The sequence below is a fragment of the Tenacibaculum salmonis genome (genome assembly GCF_041053065.1).
GTDB classification, from domain to species: Bacteria; Bacteroidota; Bacteroidia; order Flavobacteriales; family Flavobacteriaceae; genus Polaribacter; species Polaribacter pacificus_A.
Window position 1 is genome coordinate 293,942 of the sequence record NZ_JBFCVV010000001.1, and the last position, 22,558, is coordinate 316,499.

At 31.7% G+C, this 22,558-nt stretch carries 3 protein-coding genes; all 3 read left to right on the forward strand.

The genetic code is table 11. The features are described from left to right. The first annotated feature begins 133 nt into the window (after positions 1 to 133). From AB0T67_RS01250 to AB0T67_RS01260, 3 genes are read left to right on the forward strand one after another with little or no spacing between them, the layout of a single operon-like run. Positions 134 to 2,329, forward strand: a complete 2,196-nt coding sequence (locus AB0T67_RS01250; protein ID WP_369218800.1) for a T9SS type B sorting domain-containing protein — start codon at positions 134 to 136, stop codon at positions 2,327 to 2,329. A 9-nt stretch (positions 2,330 to 2,338) separates the two neighbouring features. After that, on the forward strand, positions 2,339 to 4,189 hold the full coding sequence (locus AB0T67_RS01255; protein WP_369218801.1) for a PorP/SprF family type IX secretion system membrane protein: 1,851 nt from the start codon (positions 2,339 to 2,341) through the stop codon (positions 4,187 to 4,189). 14 nt (positions 4,190 to 4,203) lie between these two features. After that, positions 4,204 to 22,557, forward strand: coding sequence for a T9SS type B sorting domain-containing protein (locus AB0T67_RS01260; protein ID WP_369218802.1), 18,354 nt, complete (start codon positions 4,204 to 4,206; stop codon positions 22,555 to 22,557). The last annotated feature ends 1 nt before the right edge of the window (position 22,558 follow it).

Genomic DNA, 22,558 nt, shown 5'->3' on the forward strand with positions numbered 1-22,558 from the left:
TTAATTAGTTCATGCCTATGATATTATTTATTTTTATCAATGTTATTTGTATGTTAAATATTGATTTAGTATATTGCTATGTTTGTTATATAAATAGTATATATTTGTTCTTCTTTAGGTACGGGATTTTAAAATGAAAACAATAAATAAAAGCATAAAAATACTTTTAGGGATGTTCTTCTTTTTTGCAACCACAATTGTGTTGTCACAAGAGATATTACAGCCTGTATTAGACTTTCCTATTGCTTGTGGTGATAGTCCAACTAAAACTTTTAAAGTTTCTTTTGCTACAACAGGAGTATTTGCTTCAGATAATAAATTTACAATAGAATTATCTGATGGTAATGGTAATTGGGATACACCAATTAATGTAGGTACAATAACAACTGCTAATTCTTTATTGAATTTTAGTAGCACTTTTATATTGCCAGATGATACTTTTGGTGCAAATTATAAAATAAGATTAGTAGCTAGTTCTCCTGTAAAAACTAGTCCGGATTCTGAGTCTTTTAAAGCATATAAAATGTTTACTGGGTTTTTAACATTGAATAATCATCTAGGTAATATTGATCCTGTTTTTTTATGTGATGGAGGGACTACAGAATTAAGTTTAAATACAACAGAAAAAGCAGAGTATCTATGGTTTAGAGATGGTGTGATATTTGCAACCACAACAGATCCTGTTCTAAGTGTATCACAGGGAGGTCAATATCAAGTTAAAATAGATTACAGTGCTTGTGATTACGTGAATTCCACAGTGCTATATGTTAGTGTTTTAAGCGAAGCAGATAAGCAAATAAAAGGAGATTCTGTTATTCAAATATGTGGAGAACAGTCACATACTTTTGAGGCTAGTGTTACCGATCCTTCTTATACTTATAATTGGTATCTTAATACTGTGTTAGTCCATTCTTCAAATGCATCAACATACACAACACCAACAACAGGGCAATTAGGAATGTATTATTTAGAAATTGATACAGGTACTTGTTTAACAAACTCAAACGAGGTGGAATTAACACAAGAAAGTACACCAACTCTTACTATAACAGATGAAACACCTTTGCTCTATCCTTTGCTACCTGGTGAAGCTGTCGATTTATCTGTTACTGTGACAGGTTCCACTGCTTACACTGTTCAATGGTACAAGGATGGGAATAAACTCTTTGGTATTAATGAAACTACATTAAATGTAAATCAATCAGGTGATTACGTTATAGATATTATAGAGTCTGCTGTTGATGGATGTGCTGTAATACAGCCTTCAAAAACAATGAGTTTATTAGCTATTAAGTCATTCGAACCAATTATTGTTACTAGTGATACTTATGAATCATGTAATGCTACAAGTGTTGATTTAAGAGTGCAAAAGGTTAATGTTATTACTGAAGATGATAATGTATATGTTTTAACAACAGAGCAGTTAAACATGTTATCTTATCAATGGACTTTTAATGATCTACCTATTTCTGATGCTACAAATAATGAGTTAACTCTTAGTTCGTATACAGAAAATGGTTTTTATAAGATGGAAATTAGTATAGGAACTTTTAAAGATGTATATTCCAACGAATTAGATATTAAGTTGACTGAGGAAGAACCTTTAATAACCTCACTTCCTTTATCAAATTCACTGTGTCCAGGAGGTAGTATTATTTATACAATAAGTGATTTAGTAGCTGGTTATACATATGAATGGTTTAAGGATGCGGATACCGTACCTGTAGCCACTAATGTTACTGATTTTGAAGTTTTAGAAGTTGGTACTTATCTTTTAAAGATGACTGGTTTTGGTTGTGAAAAAATAATTGAAACTATAGATGTGGTTTTATTTGATGCATCAGCTATAGTAGTAACTCCTTCAGAAAAAGTGGTGCTAGTTGAAGGAGAAATAGAAACGATAACAGCATCAGGAGCTGAATCATATTTGTGGTATGAAGGTGAAAGTGCTAGTGGAATGCCATTAGCAACAAGTGAAACCTTAGATGTAAGTGAAATAGGTTTTTATACGGTCGTAGCTACTGTAGGCTCTTGTGGTGTAGAAAAAGTTATTGAAGTAATAGAGCAAGACGATCAAGTTGTTGTGCCAAATGTTGTAACTCCTAATGGAGATGCGATTAATGATACTTGGAAGATTTCAAATAAATATGCGTTTCAACCAACAGTGGTTATAGAATTATATAATTCTAACGGAAAAGAAATATTAAAAACAAGTAATTATCAAAATGATTGGCCACTTGAAAGTTTAGGAAGTCAAAGAGTATTTTATTATAAAATAATAAAAGAAGAAGTTTTGATTAAAGCAGGAACAATATCTGTGTTAGATTAAAGATTAAAGATGATTAAAAGAATTACATATATCATATTTTTATTAGTTACAGTGTTGTCTTTAGAAGCACAAGTATCTAGTGATGCACAACAATATAATAGTTTTACTTCTCGAAACTTCATGAAGTTTAATCGTTTTTTAACGATACCGACTTTTTCTGCTTTGAGAGAAAATAAAACAGCAATAACAGCTATTGTTCGTAATAGTAATGTTGATTTTGAAGATAATCCAAGATTACATGTAGCAACATACTCAGGGAAAATGCGTGAAAGTGTTGGTGCAGGTTTTGCTCTTTATCAACAAGAGGTTGGAGTTTTTAAAGATTTTGGTGCTATTGCTAATTATGCTCAGCGATTACAGTTAAATCAAAATATGGATTTAACTTTTGGATTTAATTTCTTGTACAGTAGAAGAAGCGCTAATGGATTAAAAGAAAACACTCTTATTCCAGACCCGCAGGTTGCAAATTTTCAAGATATACCTATTGTAATGTTACAACCGGCAGTTACTTTGTCATTTGGTAAGTTTGATGTTGGAGTGTTTTTTGAGAATCTAGTAGATTTTAATTTAAAAAGTAGCGAAATGGCTACTTCTTTTGGTGATAAAACTTTTTCAGCTCATGCGATGTATTCTCATGAGTTTACCTATGCTTCAGGTATTTTTGAAGCCGCTGATTTAAGAACATTAGTTATTGGTCGAAAAGCTGGTGAAGAAGGTTTTGGAGGGGCAGGTAGTGTTATATTAGATTTACCTAAAGCTGGTTGGGTAAAAGCTGGTTATGATAATGTATATGGGATTTCAGCAGGTTTAGGTGTGAATATTTCTGATAAACTAGCTATTGGATTTAGTTATGAGAAAAGTAAATTTTCAGCAACAAATGAAGTTGGTTTGATTTATATCATTGATAAAAAATCTTATAAAAGAGAAAGACCAAAAAGAAGAACAGGTAAAGTAAAAATTACACTTCCAAAAAGAGCTACTAAAAAGAAACCAGTATATAAAGATGAAGAACATAATGATTTATCTGATGAAGTGCAAAGAGCTCAAGATTCAATAGATATATTAAATAAAAAAGTAGACAATATATTACGTTTGTTAAATAACAAACCTGTATTAAAAATAAGAAAGACAACACCTGTAAAAGTATTTACACCTATAGAAATTAAAGGTGATGAAAAAGATACTTCTTTAAAAAGGAGGTCAACAGCTCCTTGGCGTGAAAGCACAATTGAAAAACCTAGTGGTGGCGGTGGTGGTACTATGTATTATGTGGTTTCAGATAGATATACCAATAAAGAAAATGTAGAGGTATTGATAGATAAATGGAAAAAATTAGATATAAAAGCTAAATATATTTATGATCCTACCGATAAATGGTATTATGTATATATTGATAGATATGCTAAGAAATCAGATGCTGAAGATAAAGTAGATGATTTTAATGATAAAACACGTTTATTTGAAAATGATGATAAAAATGATCAATCATCAATAAAAATGAAAAAAGGAGGTAAAGATCCTGTATATGTTGTTAAATTAACGATAGGTAAACCAGGTGACTCTTATAAAGAGCCTAAAAGACAGCCTGCAGCAAGGGTAAGAACTATGTCTAATATGCAAGGTGTTGAGCCAGGGTATTATTTACAAGTTTATGTGAATTCTAAAAAATCATTAGCAGATAGAAATGTTGATGAATTAAGAAATGATGATATTGAAGCAGGATATTTTATAAATCCTAATACAGGTTATATGCATGTGTATATAGCCAAAACTAACAACCGAGAAGAGGTTATTAGTTTATATAATAGTAATTTAAAAGGTGCGTTTTACGATCGTAAAACAATAGTCCATATAAAATAATTAATTTTCATAACATGATGAAAAAAATACTTTTATTAGCCAGTTTATTTGTGATAACAATTTCGTTTTCACAAACTTTAGATACAGTTACTCCAAATTTAGCAGAACAAAAAGATAAATGGATTGATAAATCAAATTCTGAAAGAAAACCAAATAGTTTTGAACAGCGTGAGTCTATAAATGTACGTGGTAACATGACTTTTATTGCTAATAATATTTTAAATATACGTGAGTGGGTAAATGGACCAAATTGGGTTTTATCAGAGCCAGAAGATCCTTATAATGGAGATAAAGGTAATAACGGAAATAATATGTACTATATTGACGTAGATGGTTATGTTGATGTTGATAATAATGGAGTTGATGATACTTTTTCGTCAAGTACTGCAACCTTAAACTTACCTAATTGTTCACGTGTTGTATATGCCGGTTTATATTGGTCAGCTGTATATACTGGAGGTAGAGAGGTTTATCGTGATATGAAGTTTAAATTACCTTCTTCTACTAATTATATTGATATTAGTGCCACTAATAATAATAGAGAAGTTATAAGTAATACGAATAGCTTATATACTTGTTTTAAAGATGTAACCGCCTTGGTACAAGCAGAAGCAAATCCAAATGGTACTTATACTGCAGCAAACATAACAGCAAGTGAAGGGCAGCCAGCTAGTGGTGGTTCAGCAGGTTGGACAATGGTTATTGTTTATAAAAATGATACTGAAACAAAGAAAAATATTTCAATTTTTGATGGATATGCTGAAGTTGCTTACAATGAAGTAGAATTAACTTATTCAGGTTTTCAAACAATTCCAACAGGTAATGTTAAAGCAGAATTAATTTTGGGAGCTTTAGAGGGAGATAGAAATATACCTGGTGATATTTATGAATTTAAGGATAAAACAGGTTCTTATATAGAGGTTTATAATAATCTAAATATTCAAGGTGATTTTTTTGATGGAAGTATAACTGTTTATGATTCTTATTATGCAGGTAGTTTATTATCAAGAGAACCTGCAAGTGAAAATACATTTGGTTTTGATGTAGATCAAATTAAATTAGATAATACAGGTAATAGTATTATTGATAATAATCAAACTTCAGCTGATGTTAGATTTACTTCTACAGGGGATATTTATTATCCTTTTTTAAATGCTATGTCTATTGAGGTTATTGAACCAGAAGTTAAGTTAGTGAAAACGGTAGAAACTGCTGCAGGTGTCCCTATACTTAGTACTGACTTAATACCTTTAGGAAGTGAATTATTTTATAAGTTAACTTTTAAAAGTGTAGGTACTGATAATGCAAAGCAGACAAAAATTATAGATGAATTACCTAAAAATGTAACATTATCACCAGCAGATATTATTGTCTCAGACGCTAGTATAACTTATACTTATGATCCACCTGCAGCAGGTAATGGTTTTAGAGGTAAATTAGAGTTTTCTGTACCAGATGATTTAATGAAAATGGGTGGTGCTGAATATTCTATAAGAATGAAAGTTGAAGTAACTAATGATTGTAGTGATTTATTAGCTTCTTGTGCTAATAATGTAGAAAATCAAGCATTTTCGAGTTATGAAAGAGATTTATCTAGATTAGATCCAACAGATATTGGTTATACGCCTGGTTATAATCAAATAAATGATAACCCAAGTCTTTCTGGTATTGAACCTTGTGGTTTAGGTATACCAGGTACTTCAAATTTTTTAATAAATATAAGTAGCTGTGCATTTGAACGTACAGAAGTTCTTTGTGGAGGTAATGTTGTTCTTACAGCAGGTGATGGTTTTGATACTTATTCATGGGAAAATACAAATAATCCAGGTACTGAAATAGCAAACACACAAACATATACAGCAACCCAAATAGGAACTTATATAGTAAAAAAAGTATCTACTTCAGGTTGTGATAACTCTACAGAAACTATAAATGTTGTAGATTATAATACAGTACCAAACCCTTTAATTGATTTTGCAGATCAAGTTGTAAACTGTCTTAATCCGGTATCTGATTTAGTTGAAATATATTTATGTGGAGCAGGAGATTCTAGAGATATAAATTTACCATTTACAGGAGCAACTGCAACTACTGTAAGATGGTTCCAATTAGATGAAACGAAGCCCTGTGATTTAACCAAGCCAACAGATTTACCGTTAAAAAATAATTGTCCTAATATAGCTACTGATTGTTCTTGGGATGAAATAGTACCTACTACTCCTTTTTCTATGAGTTTTGCAACAGCTGGTCAATATAAAATTGAGGTTTTATATGATGGTCAATGCCCTTCTACCTATTATTTTAATGTGTTTACAGGGAGCTTAACACCTATTATTGATAAGGAAAATATTGTTTGTAATATTAATGGTAGTATTACTGTAAATAGTGTGCCAGCAGGTTATGAATATAGTTTAACAGGTCCTGCAGGGTATAATGCTCCTTTTCAAGATTTAAATAGTTTTACAAACTTAACCGAACCAGGAGATTATGATTTAATTATCAGGTTAAAAGGTTCAACATCTGCAGCATGTAGTTTTCCTTTTTCTAACATAAATATTCAAAAACAAGCTTTAGGTTTAACAGTCGCTCCAATAATAAATATGGAGTGTGAAGGTGGTGTTGCAAAAATAATAGGACAATTAAATGGTGATGCACCAGGTCCTTTTACATATACATTAATTAATAGTGCTACAGGATTAACTGTAGCTACATTGCCTTCAACAACGGATAAAGATTTTTCTTTTGATGTAACAGATGATGGTTTATATGTTGTTAAAGCAACTACTGCAGATTGTTCTGAAGAATCAATAACTAATGTTGTTGAGCCAGATCCTCTTTTTGTAACTGCATCAATAACTAAAAATATTACTTGTTTAAATGGTAGTTCTGCAGGAGTTATTACGTTAACAGGAGCTGGAGGAACTATTGATACCGCTGCTGGTGAAACATATACATATGCTGTTTGGTCAAAAGATGGTACGCCATTATATGCCGATGTAGCAAGTATACCGATAGCTGCTTATTCTTCAACAAATCCTCTTTTTACAACAAATAATACTTATTCTGTTCCTAACGGAAGTGAAGGTAAATATGTCTTTGTAATAATAGATTCAAACGATTGCCCTAGTTTTTCAAATGAAGTTGAAATTATTATAGAAGCTCCATTAACATTTACACATACAGAAACACCTGTAAATTGTAATGATAAAGGAATCACAAATGCTCAAGTAGTTGATGATTTTGGCTATGCAATAGAATATAGTATTAATAATACAGACTGGTTTGCTTCAGGAGTTTTTAATAATTTAGATGCAACAACACCAAGTACTTTATATACTGTTTACATACGTGCTACTAAAGGAAGTGCTCAATGTTTATATGAAATTCCAGATATTGAAATTACCGAAACAGAAGCATTATACGCAGAAGCATCACAAACACAAGATTATACATGTGCTCAAGATGGAACTATAACTTTTGATATAACAAAAACAAGAGGAGGAACACCTCCGTACACATATGGTATTAATGGTGATTTTACAACAGATCCAATAAAAATAGGCTTAACAAATATAGCTTATACTTTAGTAATTAAAGATAAGAATAATTGTGAGTTTACTTTACCAGGTATTACTATACCTAATTTACCAACAGCACCAACTTTAGGAAGTTCAATAGCTTTAAATTGTGATACTACAGCAACTGTAACTATAACACCATTTAACGCAAATTATATTTATAAGTTAGGAGCATTAGAACAAACAGGTAATAATATATTTTATAATGTACCTGATGGCGCTCATAATTTCATAGTAGATTATGGAAGTTCATGTACAACAGATATTAATGTAACAGTTAACGGAACTCAATTTGAAGCGACTTTTATAAGTAAAGAAGATAGTGATTGTTATGGTTCAGATAATGGTGCAATAACTATTGATGCAAAGAATTTTTATGATGGACGTTATGAATATTCTACAGATAATGGAACTACATGGGAAGAAACAGGAGATAATCCATATAGAATTGTAGGTTTACCAAAAGGAGATTATCACGTGCTTATTAGAGAAGTTACAGGTATTGCTCCAAATCAAGTTACTTGCCCTGTTGATTTAGGTATTATAAAAATAGGAGAACCTCCAGTATTAGAATTAACATCGGCAACTGTAACAACTGAAGCAACTTGTACTGAAAAAGCTACAATAACAGTAGTTGCAGATGGTGGAGTACCTCCGTACAAGTTTAGTATAGATAATGGTATTACTTGGCAAAACTCTGTCAGTGATCAATATATATACACAAATATAGCACCAAGTGCTACAAATTATAAAATATTACTACTTGATAGTAGACGTTGTGACCAATGTGGTTGTACTGTAAATCCATTTGAAAATGGAGGATTTGAAGATCACCCTGAAAAATCAGCAACAGGAAATGGTTATTTAATACGTGATGAATCTCAAATTCCAGGCTGGGATACAACAGAACCTGAAAACAATGAAATCGAAATTTGGTATAATAGTTTTCAAGGAGTACCTCCTTATGAAGGTACATCTTTTGCTGAATTAAATGCAAATAAAGTAGGTGCTTTATATCAAGAATTTTGTACAAAACCAGGAGATGTAATATCTTGGTCGGTAGTACATAGAGGTAGGTCAGGTGTTGATGTTGCTACAGTAAAAATAGGAGGAAGTCTTGCTACAGGAACTATTAAAGCAACAATGTCTGATGATAATACTGCTTGGGGACAATATTCTTCAGGCGCAACGCCATATATTGTACCTGCAGGGCAAACAACTACTGTAATTGCTTTTGAAGCAGTTTCTTCAACTGGGGGTGATAGTTATGGTAATTTTATTGATGATGTAAAAATAGAAATTAACAGAGTAGTTTGTACACCTGTTGAAGTAGAAGTTAAAGCAGCTGAAGATGTAGTTCATACTGCTTCAATTACAAATAATTGTTACAATGGTTCAAATGCAGAAATTGTAGTAAATGTAACAGATGGAAACGGAAAATATCAATTTAGTATTGATGGAGGAATTACTTGGGAAACTCCTACTGATGTTGATGCAACTACGTTTACTTTTGATGAAACAAATGGTTTAAATCCACCAACAACAACATCAAAAACGTATACAATAGACGTAAAAGATAGTTCAGGTTGTGTATCACCACAAACATCACATTTAATCTATCCTCAATTAAAATTAACAACTACGTCTGTTAATGAAACCTGTAAAACAGGTCAAATAACTATAACTCCTGAAGGAGGAGATACAAATTATATATTTGCTGTAATCCCTACAGGAAATACAGTTGCAAATGGTGATTTTAGTACTACAAATCCTATAGATGTAGCAGCAGGTACTTATGATGTTTATGTAAGAGATAAAAATGGAGGAACTGATTTCTGCCAAGTATCAGAAATAGCTGTTAAAATTACTAAAATAGATAATCCAACAGTAGCTGTTACAGTTACACAACCTAAATGTTTTGGTGAAACAGGAACAATTGATTTAGACATATCAAATGGAATAGCTCCTTTTAAATATACTTTAGATGGAGGAACACCACAAGATATAATAGGTAATCAGCAATCAATAAGTGGTTTAAATGATGGTAATCATACTATTGTAATTATTGACGCTAATGATTGTCCATCAATAAATATTATAGAAAATATAAGTGTACCAGCAGCTTTAGAGAATGGTAAAGCAGTAGCAACTGATTTTGCATGTAGTACTTCAGGAACTATATCAGGAACAATTACTTTTTCAGAAGTAATAGGTGGAACAACAGATTATATATATTCTTATAAATTAACATCTGATACCGTTTATACACCATTGTTAGCTGGAGAAACATCAGTATCTAATATAGCAGCAGGTACTTATGATACACAAGTGACTGATGCAGAAGATTGTGTTAGAGCTTTAAATCAGGTAGAAATAAAAGGTTTACCAACTGAACCAACATTAGCAAGTGGAGTAACTTATAATTGTGATGGAACAGGAAATATAACAGTAACAGCAACGCCAGCAGCAGTATTGCCAATAATATATAGTTATACTTTAGGTGTAGAAACAAATACAACAGGAGTTTTTGAAAATGTATCAGTAGGAACTCATACGGTATCTGTAGCTTATGGAAGTAATTGTTTTGTAACTATTAATGAAGAGGTTAAAGCAGATCAGAAATTTACAGCAGCAATAACGGATGAAACAAATCCTGTGTGTATAGGAGAATCAAATGGAGAGATAGAGGTAACGGTTTCTTTTCCATCAATAACACCAGCTACTTTTGAATACTTTAATGGTATAATTTGGGTAGCAACAACAAGTAATCCATTTACAATATCAGGATTTAACGGAGGTGTAAATCATGAAATTAAAGTCCGTCCTTTAGGAGCTACAACAGCAAGTTGTGATGTAATATTAAATAAAACATTAACAAATCCATCAGCAGTAATTGTAGATCCGTTAACAAAAGTAACCAAAGAAATTACGTGTACTCCAGCAACAGGGGCAACGATAACACCATTAGCAAGTGGTGGAAATGGGGCAGTTTATACTTTTGAATTATTTAATGATGCAGGAGTATCTCAAGGTGATGTATTTACAGATTTATCTGCAGGAGATTATACTATAATTGCAACAGATTCTAAATTATGTACATCAGTTCCATTTCCTATAACAGTAGCTGTTAAAGAAGATATAGCTTTTGAATTAACACCAGAACTTTGTTATAGTGGTGCTAATGACGGAACTATTAAAGTAATAGTAACAGGTGGAAATGGAGAATATACATTTAGTAGAGATAATGGGGTAACTGTTTATATGCCAAATCCTGTAACTCCAAATGAGTACACATTTACAGGGTTATCAGATACAGCTTATAATATTACAGTAACTGATAAATTTGCTTGTGAATTAACGAAATCGGCAACTATTTTACCAGAATTAGAAGTATCAGCAATAACAACAAACGAAAGCTGTAAGTCTGGAGATTTAACAATAACTGCAACAGGTGGAGATGGAGATTACGTATATGCTGTAGTAACTAGTGGAGCAGCAGCAACAGGTTTTAGTGTAACAAAACCAACAACTATTGCTGCAGGAACTTGGGATATTTATGTAAGAGATCATAAAGGAACAGGAACTCTAGGAACTGATTTTTGTGAATCTAAAACAACAAAAATAGTAACACGAATAGTTGATCCAACAATAACAACAACAGCTACACAACCAGAATGTTCTGGAGAAACAGGAACAATAAAAGTTGTAGTCGCAAATGGAACAGCAGATTATACAGTAACTGTAACAGGTTTAGTATCTGCACCAGTAGTACAAACAGGTAGTTTATTAAACTATGAATTTACAGGATTAGCAGATGATACATATACTATCAGTATAGAAGATGCTAATGGATGTTCACAAACACCAGTTGCTACAGAAATAATAAAAGTACCATCTGCTTTAGTAGGAGGTACGGCAACACCTGTAGATTTTATGTGTAATGCATCAGGAGGTACTATTCAAGGAGGAATAAACTTTACAAACCCTACAGATGGAACACCAGGTTATACTTTTTATTACAAATTAGCTAGTGCACCAATTACTGATTTTACACCTATAACAGGAACTACAGTAACAGGATTAGCCGCAGGAATTTATGATACAAAAGTATTAGATGCGAATGATTGTGATATCGCTTTAAATCAAGTAGAAATAAAAGGTTTACCAACAACACCAGTATTAGTAAGTGCAGTTACATATAATTGTGATGGAACAGGGAATATAACAATAACTCCTCTTGATGCTAGTTACACTTACACATTAGATGGTAATGCAACAACAGATAATAATACTGGAGTTTTTAATAATGTTTCACAATTAACACCACATGTAATAACGGTAGCTTATGGAAGTAGCTGTACGACTGATATCACTGTAACTTTAGATACAGATAAAGCCTTTGGAGCAACAGTGACTAATACAACGAATCCTTTATGTTTTGGAGCATCAGATGGTACTATTACTATTGAAGCTGTAAATGCAACATTACCATATCAGTATTCTACAGATAATGGAACTAACTGGAACACTGCATCAACAAATACATTTATAATACCAGCTTTAGCAGATGGAAGTTATGATATAAGGGTTAGGCAAAATGCAATAGCACCACTTTGTGATGTAGCTGTATCAACAGAAACATTAAATCAACCAGTTAAAGTAACTGTAAAAGCATCAGTAATACAAGAAATTACATGTAATGCAACAGGTACTGAAGTAGGAGCAACAATACAAGCTATTGGCGGAACAGGAATTGCACCTTATACTTACGAACTTTTTGATAATACTAATACTTCTTTAGGAAGTACATTAACAGGTATTGGAGTAGGAACATATACTATTATTGCTACGGATAAAAACGGATTAGGCTGTTCATCAGATGCTGTTGAAGTTATTGTTAATCCGAAGGAAAATATTACTTTTAATTTAACACCAGAATATTGTTATGATGGTACTAATGGAACTATCGTTGTAACCGTAACAAATGGAAATGGAGATTATCAAATTAATACAAATAATGGTGGATGGCAATCATTAACGCCAACATCAATTACGCCTTTAGAATATACTATTACTGGTTTATCAGATACACCTTCACCACACAGTATTAGTGTGCGTGACAAATCAATGTGTGTTGTAACAGATACTATAACTATAAACCCAGAATTAACCGCTTTTGTAACACCAACAAATATTAGTTGTGATCCAGGAAAAATAGTAATTACACCAAATGGTGGAGATGGTAATTATCAATATACGATAAACCCATCAGCAGGTACAACTATTACTGGTAATGAAATAGCCATAACAACAGCTGCAACTTATACGGTTACTGTTCAAGATAAAAATGGAGGTGCAAATGCTTGTTCAATTAGTTTACCAAACATTGTTATAAATGATGTACCAGATGTTAAAATAATATTAACACCTAACAACCCTCAGTGTAATGGTGATTTAGGAAGTGTAGATGGTGTTATAACAGCAGGTACTGGAGAAATTGAGCATACCATAACATTAAAAGATAATTTAGGAACAATAATAACAACGTTAAATAATTATACATTACCTAATTTTAGTTTTAATAGTATCCCTGCAGGAACAGATTATGAAGTTGAAATAACTGATAGTCTTGGTTGTACAGATACTAAAATATTTGATTTAATTGAATTACCTCCAATAGTGTTAAATATTGAACCTATTTTACCTGAAAATTGTGAAGATATAACAGCAACTAATACTGGTTTAGATTTTAATTTTGGTTCGTTAAATTTAGCAAGTTATGCACCTTATACTGTAGAATATACATTAGATAGTAATACTAATACAGGTTGGACAAATATGAATACACTTTCTACTTCAGTAAGTGTAGCGCCACATCCAACTCCTGGAGATAATTTATACAATGTAAGGGGTTTAACTCCTGGTACATTATATAGACCAGCAATTAGAATTTTAAACACAGATGGTACTGTACGATGTCAGTTAAACAATGGTATTTTTGTAATGCCTTATAGTGTAAACGGATTAAAGGTAGTAATTCAGATTGTTCCTGGTAATTGTTCAACAGGATATACAGTAACAGTTGAAGCAATTGATGGAGTTGGTCCTTTTGAGTTTTCTTTAACACCAGATCCTCTAAATCCATCAACAGTTCCTGGTTTCTTAACATGGTATGCATCTGAAGATCCTGTTTTATCAGGAACGAATACAAATGCTGTAGGTTCTGATTATAGAAGAAAAATATTTACAAATATAATTCCAGGAATCGAATATGATTTTTATGTAAGAGATACAAGTACAACTTGTATTGCAGAAGCACAAGATCAAGCAACTGAACCTACAAATACAGGTTTTGATGTTACTATAACACCAACAGCCACAAATCAATCATGTCCTGGTGCTATTGATAATGGTGAGTTATCATTTTTAATAGAAGATACAGATACTATTTTAGATGGAAAAGAGTTAAACTGGCAATTATATGATGGTTTTACTGATGTTCCATTAGCAGGAATTAACGGTACAATACCAAGTACAGCAGTATATCCTTTTACATTAAATACAGTAGCTACTCCAGAACCTTTATTGCAAGGATTGTCTTCAGGATTATATTTTATTGTTATTGAAGATGCTTTAAATGGTACATTTCCTAATATTTGTAAATGGGGTAGTAAGGATGTAGAAATATTAAAAGGAACTCCTTTTACAGGAAATTTAAATATATTGAGAGATATTACTTGTAATACAGGAGGTCAAATACGTATAGAAAATATAAATGGTGGGTTCCCTAATAACACAGTTCCTAAATATACTTACACTGTTACTGCAGTAGGTGCAACTGCAACAGTTGATAATAATAGTGGAATTGTAAGTGTTGCATATCCATCACCAGTTACAGCTACTGTAGATGTTGCTGTAACAGTTACAGATAGTAACGGATGTTCTTTTGTTTTAAATGAAACAATAAATGTAAGTGATAATCCAACTATTAATTCAGTTACTGTAAATAGTTGTGATGCTGTAAATATTATTGATATAAATACAACAGGAGGTTTAGCTCCTTACAAGTATTCATTAGATGGAACTAATTTTACAGCTCCAATAACTACAGCAATATATACTATGAATGGTATTCCTGATGGAGTAAATCAAACATTAACAGTAAGAGATGCTAATGGTTGTGAGAATACATATAATTTTACAGTATATCCTGATATTACTTTTGATATTACTAATATAACAATACCAGACTGTATGCCTGCAAATAATGCAACAGCAACAATAACTGTGAATACAGGTTCTGGTACAGGAAATTATGAATATAGTTTAGATAGTAATTTACCTGCAATAGCTTTTGCAGGAACTACTCTTACTTTACCTGCCAATTTAAATACAGGAAATCATACTATTGAAATTTTTGATACACTAAATAGTTGTTCATTAGAAAAAACATTTACAGTATCAAACACAATTACACCAATTTTTACAGCGAATATCACTAAAAATAATATTTGTGATAGTGCTACAAATGGAGAAATAACAATATCACCTATTGTTAACGGAGCAGATCCATTAAGTTTTACAATAAGAAATATTACAGCAGGAACACCAGCCGTAGCTCTTCCAGGATTAGTAATTAGTACACTAGCCGCAGGAGAATATGAAATTGTAGCAACAGGAATTGCTAATGGCTGTACATTTACATATCCTTCACTTACTATAATTGATTTAGAACCAATTGTTGCAACAACACCAACGGTAACACAATTTGAATGTGATTTAGGTACAAATGTCGAAAATATAGCAACAGTAACTTTACCAAATAGTGGTGTTGATTTAATAACAGGTGGAACAGGTAATTATTCACAAGTTATTTTTACATATACACCTGTAACAGGAACACAAGAAATACAAGACAGTAATAGTTTAACTTTTACAACAACAAATACATCAGGAGGAACGGTAGAAATACAAGTTTTTGATGATGAAGGTTGTTCTTCAAATGTAGTAAACGCAACTATTAATGAATATATTCAATTAGATGATATTCAGATAAATATAGCCGATGCAATAACTTGTAATAGAGGAGAACGAATTACAGCAAATGTGACTTTTATACCTCTTACAACAACACCTGTAGTAATATATAGTTTACTTGATAGCATGGGTACAGAGTTAGAAAATAATAATGATGGTAATTTTACTAGCTTTCTTGTACCAGGTATTTATACAGTTAAAGTTTTGAATACAGTAACGAACTGTTCTATAACAAAAACACACACTGTTGGAGATGCACCAGTATACGACTTAATAGCATATAATCCAGTAAATGAAACTTGTAATTCTGATAATAATGGACAAATAACATTTAATTTTTCGACAACAAGTGCTATTTACGCAAGTACTTATGATTATCAATTATATGATAGTTCAGATACTGCAATAGGTGGATTAGTAACTGGTGTAACTGGTGAACAAACAATTAATAATTTATCCGCAGGAAGCTATTATGTTGAAGTTATATTGACAGCTACAAGTGCAACGGGTACAGCTTGTACTACTAAAACAGCTAACTTCACAATTAATGAAGCTTTAATACCTTTAAGTGTAACAGGATTAGTTACTACAGAAGTTAATTGTATAAACGAAGCAAATGCAACAATTACTGCAACAGTAATAGGTGGTTGGGGTAATACGATATATCAATTAGAAAACACATCAGGAATCGTTACTGGTTACGATTTTGTAACCAACGGAAATAATGATGTATTTAATAATTTACCTGCAGGAAATTATACTGTACGTGTACGTGATGGTAGTGGGTGTGAAGCTCCTTCAACAGTAATTGTTGTTGATAATCCTACACAAGTAACTTTTAGTATCACAGAAGATGATACAGCTTGTGATTTATCAACAGGAGGAACTATAACGGTTACTGCATCAGGAGGTTCAGGAACTTATAAATACATATTAACAAATAGTACAGGAGTTGAAGTTGAAAATACAGGAGTGTTTGTAGCAACTGCTCATACATTTACAGATTTACCAGCAGAAACATATACAATAAGTGTTCTTGATGCTAATTTATGTGTTGGAATTCCATTAGTACCAAGTACAAATACAGTAACTATAAATCCAGATGTTAATTTTTCTTTAAATGAAACAAAGAAAGTAGATTGTTCAGTAGCACCGGATGGGCTTGTAAGAGTAACATTGTCTTCATGGACAAATGGAACATCGAACTATACCTATAATGTTGTAGGTTCAGTTGATGGATTATTATCAACAGGAGTTGTTGTTACATCAAATCCATTTACGATTTCAATTCCAAGTGGAAATACAACACCACAAACTTATACAGTAACAGTTACAGATACTGATGCATTACCAACATCAACATGTGGAATTTCAAATACAATTGAAATTCAACCAAGAATAGAACCAGATTTTACAGCAATAGCTATTGTTGATGATATCTGTAAGAATAGTTTAACAGGAGTAGTTCAGGTAACAGCAGTAGCTAACGGAATTACACCATTAACTTATGTTATAAATAACGTAGCTGGTACATTTACAGCTACACCAGTAGGGACAGATTTTATAAATTTACCTGCGGATGATTATATTGTAACAGCAACAGGAATTAATATATGTACAGCAGATATTCCTGTAACAATTAAAGAAAACAATATAGTAGATCCATCAGCAGCTATTTCTGTAACAGAATTTGCATGTAGCACAGGAACGAATAAAACAAATAATGCCATAGTAATAATTGATAAATCATCAATACTAGGTGGAAGTGGAACTTATACAAGTGTAGAATTTGTATTTACGCCAACAGGCGGAACAGCAGAAACTCCAATCGTTTCAAATAGTTTTGTATTTAATACTGATAACATATCAGGAGGAATAGTTACTATTACCGTTTCTGATGATAAAGGATGTTCAGGAACAACAACTGCAACAATAGCTGCACTTGATGGCTTAACAAACCCTAATATAAGTTTAGATAAAGCCATAACTTGTACTACAGGTGAAGATATAACGGTAACATTTGATACTGTTTCAGGAATATCTGCGGATATTAAAATTGAAGGAATTAACGGTAACAGTTACGCAGTAGTAACACAAAACGGAACATCAGGAGATTTTGATAATTTACCAACAGGTGATTATCAAATAACAATAGTTCACCCAACAACAGGATGTGAATTAATTACTTATCATACAGTAAATCCAGAGCCAGTTTATAGTATAGGTGTTACAAATATTGTAGATATAAGTTGTAAAGGAGGAAATGATGGAAGTGCTGTTTTAGACTTTAGTTCTAATAGCCTAATATATACATTAGGTTATACTTATGAAGTATTTATGGTTGGCAATCCAGTAGCAGTAGCTAATGGAATAGGTACAGGAGGAATACCAACACTAATATCAAACTTAGTTGCAGCAGATTATTATGTAACAATTGATATGGGACTTAATACACCATCTTGTACAGCTCAAACAGCTAACTTCACAATTAGTGAATCAGCAATTGCTTTAAGTGTAACAGGAATAGTTAGTACACAAGTTAGTTGTATTAATGAAGCAAATGCAACAATTACCGCTACAGCAATAGGAGGTTGGGGTGATAATAAGTATCAATTAGAAAATACATCAGGAATAGTTACTGGTTACGATTTTGCAACCAACGGAAATAATGATGTATTTAACAATTTATCTTCGGGAAGTTATACGGTACGTGTACGTGATATTAGTGGATGTGAAGCTGTTTCAACAGTAATACTTATTAATAATCCTACACAGGTAACTTTTAGTGTTGCTAAAAATGACACAGCTTGTGATTTATCAACAGGAGGAACTATAACGGTTACTGCATCAGGAGGTTCAGGAACTTATAAATACATATTAACAAATAGTGCAGGAGTTGAAGTAGAAAATACAGGAGTGTTTATCGCTACTTCTCATACATTTACAAATTTACCAACAGAAACATATACTGTAAGTGTGGTAGATGCTAATTTGTGTATTGGGATTCCAGATGTAACTTCGAATGTAATTATTTCACCAGATTTAATTTTTACAGTTAATGAAACTAAAAAATTAGATTGTTCAATAAATCCAGATGCAAGTGTTGTATTAGATTTATTATCAGGTTCAGGAACTTATGATTATCAAATAACAGGACCTAGTGCAGTAGTAACAAGAACTCTATTGACAACTAAAACTTTAACTTTTAATCCAACAACAATTGGTAGTTATGAGGTTACTGTTTTTGATACAGGAGCAACACCTGAATGTTCTATAATGATACCAGTAACTATTTCATCAAAAATAGAACCTGAATTTACTGCAGTAGCTACAATAAATAATATTTGTAATGGTGATGCTACAGGTGTTATACAAATGTCGCAAACTAATAATGGTATTAATCCATTAAGTTACACTATAAGTCCTGACCCAAATACTGTAGGCAGTATTACTTCTGATTTATTTATTGATTTACCAGCAGCAACTTATACAATAACAGCAACAGGAAATAATAGTTGTTCAACATCTGAAACTGTAACTATATCAGAAAAATCAATAATAAATATTGAACCAGCAATAATTGTAACAGAATTTGATTGTACTGTTGGTAATGATACAAATTTAGCTACAATAACTATTGATAAATCAAAAATTGAAGGTGGAATTGTTACTCCAACTGATGTACCAAGTTTTGAAAAAGCAATATTTGTATATGATAACGGAACACCAACAGATCTTTCAGATGATATAAAACAAGAAGGTTCATCATTTAATTATACAGTACTTAATGAAGCAGGAGGTACAGTAACAATAACAGTATTTGATGACGCAGGATGTTCTGATACAACAACAAGAACAATTCTACCATTTGAAAAAGTAACCGCTGCTGATATTTTAGTATCAAAAGAAATAGATTGTGATACAGGAGAAAATATAACTGTAAAAACAACTGAAAATATAGCAAACCTAATTTATACAATAACAGGTACTGCTACAACAGTTATACAAACGGAAACAGTTATTTTAGGTACAGATTTAGCAACATTTACAAATTTACCAGTTGATAAATATGTAATTACAATAGCAAATCCAGCAACAGGTTGTGTATTCTCAACAGAATATATTGTAAACGAAGTACCAACATTTGTATTAAATGTTAACAATATTAATAATGTATCTTGTTTCGGAACACCTTCTGGAAGTGCTGAATTAATATTTAGTTCAATAGAAGAATATAACGGAAATTATACTTATGAAATATTTAATGTAGGTGGTTTAACAACAACTATTACTGGCAGTGGTACGGGTAACGTAATTGAGCCATTAACAGGATTAGAATCTGGTGATTATTACGTAACCGTAAAGATGACAGATAGTCCATTTTGTGATGTATCATCAGCACCATTTAAGGTGTTGGAATCACCAGGAGTTTTAGGTGTAACAACAGCACTTTCTTATATATCTTGTGTTGACCCTAATTCAGGTGAGGTAGTTTTACAAGGAACAAGTGGTTGGGGTAGTTATACATATCAATTAATAAATACAACAACAGGTGATGTAAAACAAGCATATAGCGCCAATTCAATAATAAAAGGATTAGATGCAGGAATATATGATGTTACTGTTAAAGATGTTAATAATTGTACACATACAGAAAGCTTTACATTAGATGGAGGAACACCATTAGTTGCGACTATTGCACCTCCTGTTTTAAACCAGTGTGAAGGTGATTTTGGTGCAAGTATTACTGTAACAAATGTAACAGGTGGTCAATTACAAGATACAGCAGCAAATAATTACAGCTATATTTTAACATACGTTAGTAACGGGTTAGAAGTATCACAATTATCAAATGTTTTTGATAACTTATCAGCAGGAAATTATACAATAAGAGTTGTAGATAATAGATACAGTTGTGTAAGTCCTGTATATCCAATTACTATTGTAGACCCTATTGAAGTAATAGCATCAGCAAATATTACTACAGATATTACTTGTAGTGTACCTACTGCAACAGTTGCTGTTTCAGGAGCAGGAGGAACAGGACCTTATGAGTTTAGTGCCGATGGTATTAATTTTAGTCCAGTAAACATATTTAATAATATAACAGCAGGACCACATTCTTTTTATGTAAAAGATGATAAAGGTTGTATTTCAGATAAAACAACAGTTACAGTAGCTACTTATGAAACATTAGAAGCAACATTAAATGTAATTTCAGGGTTTATTACTTGTAAAGATGATAGTAACGGAGTTTTATCAGCCGATGTAGTTGGCGGTTTTAATAATTATGAATATCAATTAGAAGGAACAAATGAAACTGGTACACCAATAACAATTCCATGGCAAGCTTCAAATACATTTTCTAATTTAAATGTAGGTAGTTATCAAATTAATGTAAGAAGTACTAATAGATTTGGTGTTATATGTTATGTTATAACAGATCCTTATGATATAAAAGAACCAGATTTATTAGATGGTACTACTGTTGTTACTCAACAAGTAAGTTGTTTTGGAACTAACACAGGTATTATTACAGCATTAGGTATAGGTGGTAATGGAGATTATGAATATAATTTGGTTTCAGTACCAGCAAATCCATTATATCCAGAAAATAAATTTACAGATAATGGTGTATTCGAAAACCTTTATGCAGGTATATATCAAGTAACTATTAGAGATGTTAAAGGGTGTACGATTTTAACTCCTTTTGAAGTTGAAATAGTAGAGCCAGACCCATTGGAAATAAGTTTAGTTAATGTAGTAGAACAGGTTTGTTTAAATGATCCAACACCAACAATTACAGTTAATGTTCAAGGGGGAACAGCACCTTATTATATTAGTATTAATAATTTAGAATTACCAATACCATATAATCAAAATCAAATAACATTAGGTAGTTCTGAATTTATAAACGGAGGTACTACATATGTTATAGGTGTTAGAGGTACTGGTAGTGATTGTCCTTCAGAATTATTAAGCCAATTAACAACAAGTACTCCTATTGATTTACAGTTAACTGTAGATTTTGAGTATACATGTGAAACAGGTAATTTTATTAAAGCAATTGTTGATGAGAAGTTTACAAATGAAGTAAGTTATACTTTATATGACGATAATAATGTTGCAGTAATAACAAATACTTCAGGTGAATTTATCAATGTAGCAGCAGGAGATGGTTATGTAGTGAGAGCTACTCATATTGCAACATTGTGTTCTGAAGATTCAAATGATAATCCAGAAAATTATATTCCTGAGATTTTAGATATTAAAGAATTATCAATGACCATTGATGATTCTGAGAAAAATAAAATTACAATTAATGCTGATTTTGGTTTAGAACCTTATGAGTATAGTATTGATGGTAGTGATTTTGGATCAGAGAAAGAATTTACTATCTTACAAACAAAAGATTATAAAATTACTGCAAGAGATGCTAGAGGTTGTGAAGTAACCTTAAATATTAGAGGAACTTATGTATCTATAAAAGTGTTAAACTTATTTACACCAGATGGTGATGGAATTAATGATTACTGGTATCCTTTAGATGTTGAAAATTATCATAATATAAGAGTACATATTTATGATAGGTATGCTCGTAAAATTGCAAACTATAATGGTTTTGTACAAGGATGGGATGGTAATTACGATGGTAATCCATTACCTGCCGGAGATTACTGGTACACTATTTATTATAATGAACTATCAGGAGAAGAGAAAAAATTAATGGGGCACTTTACTTTATACAGATAAA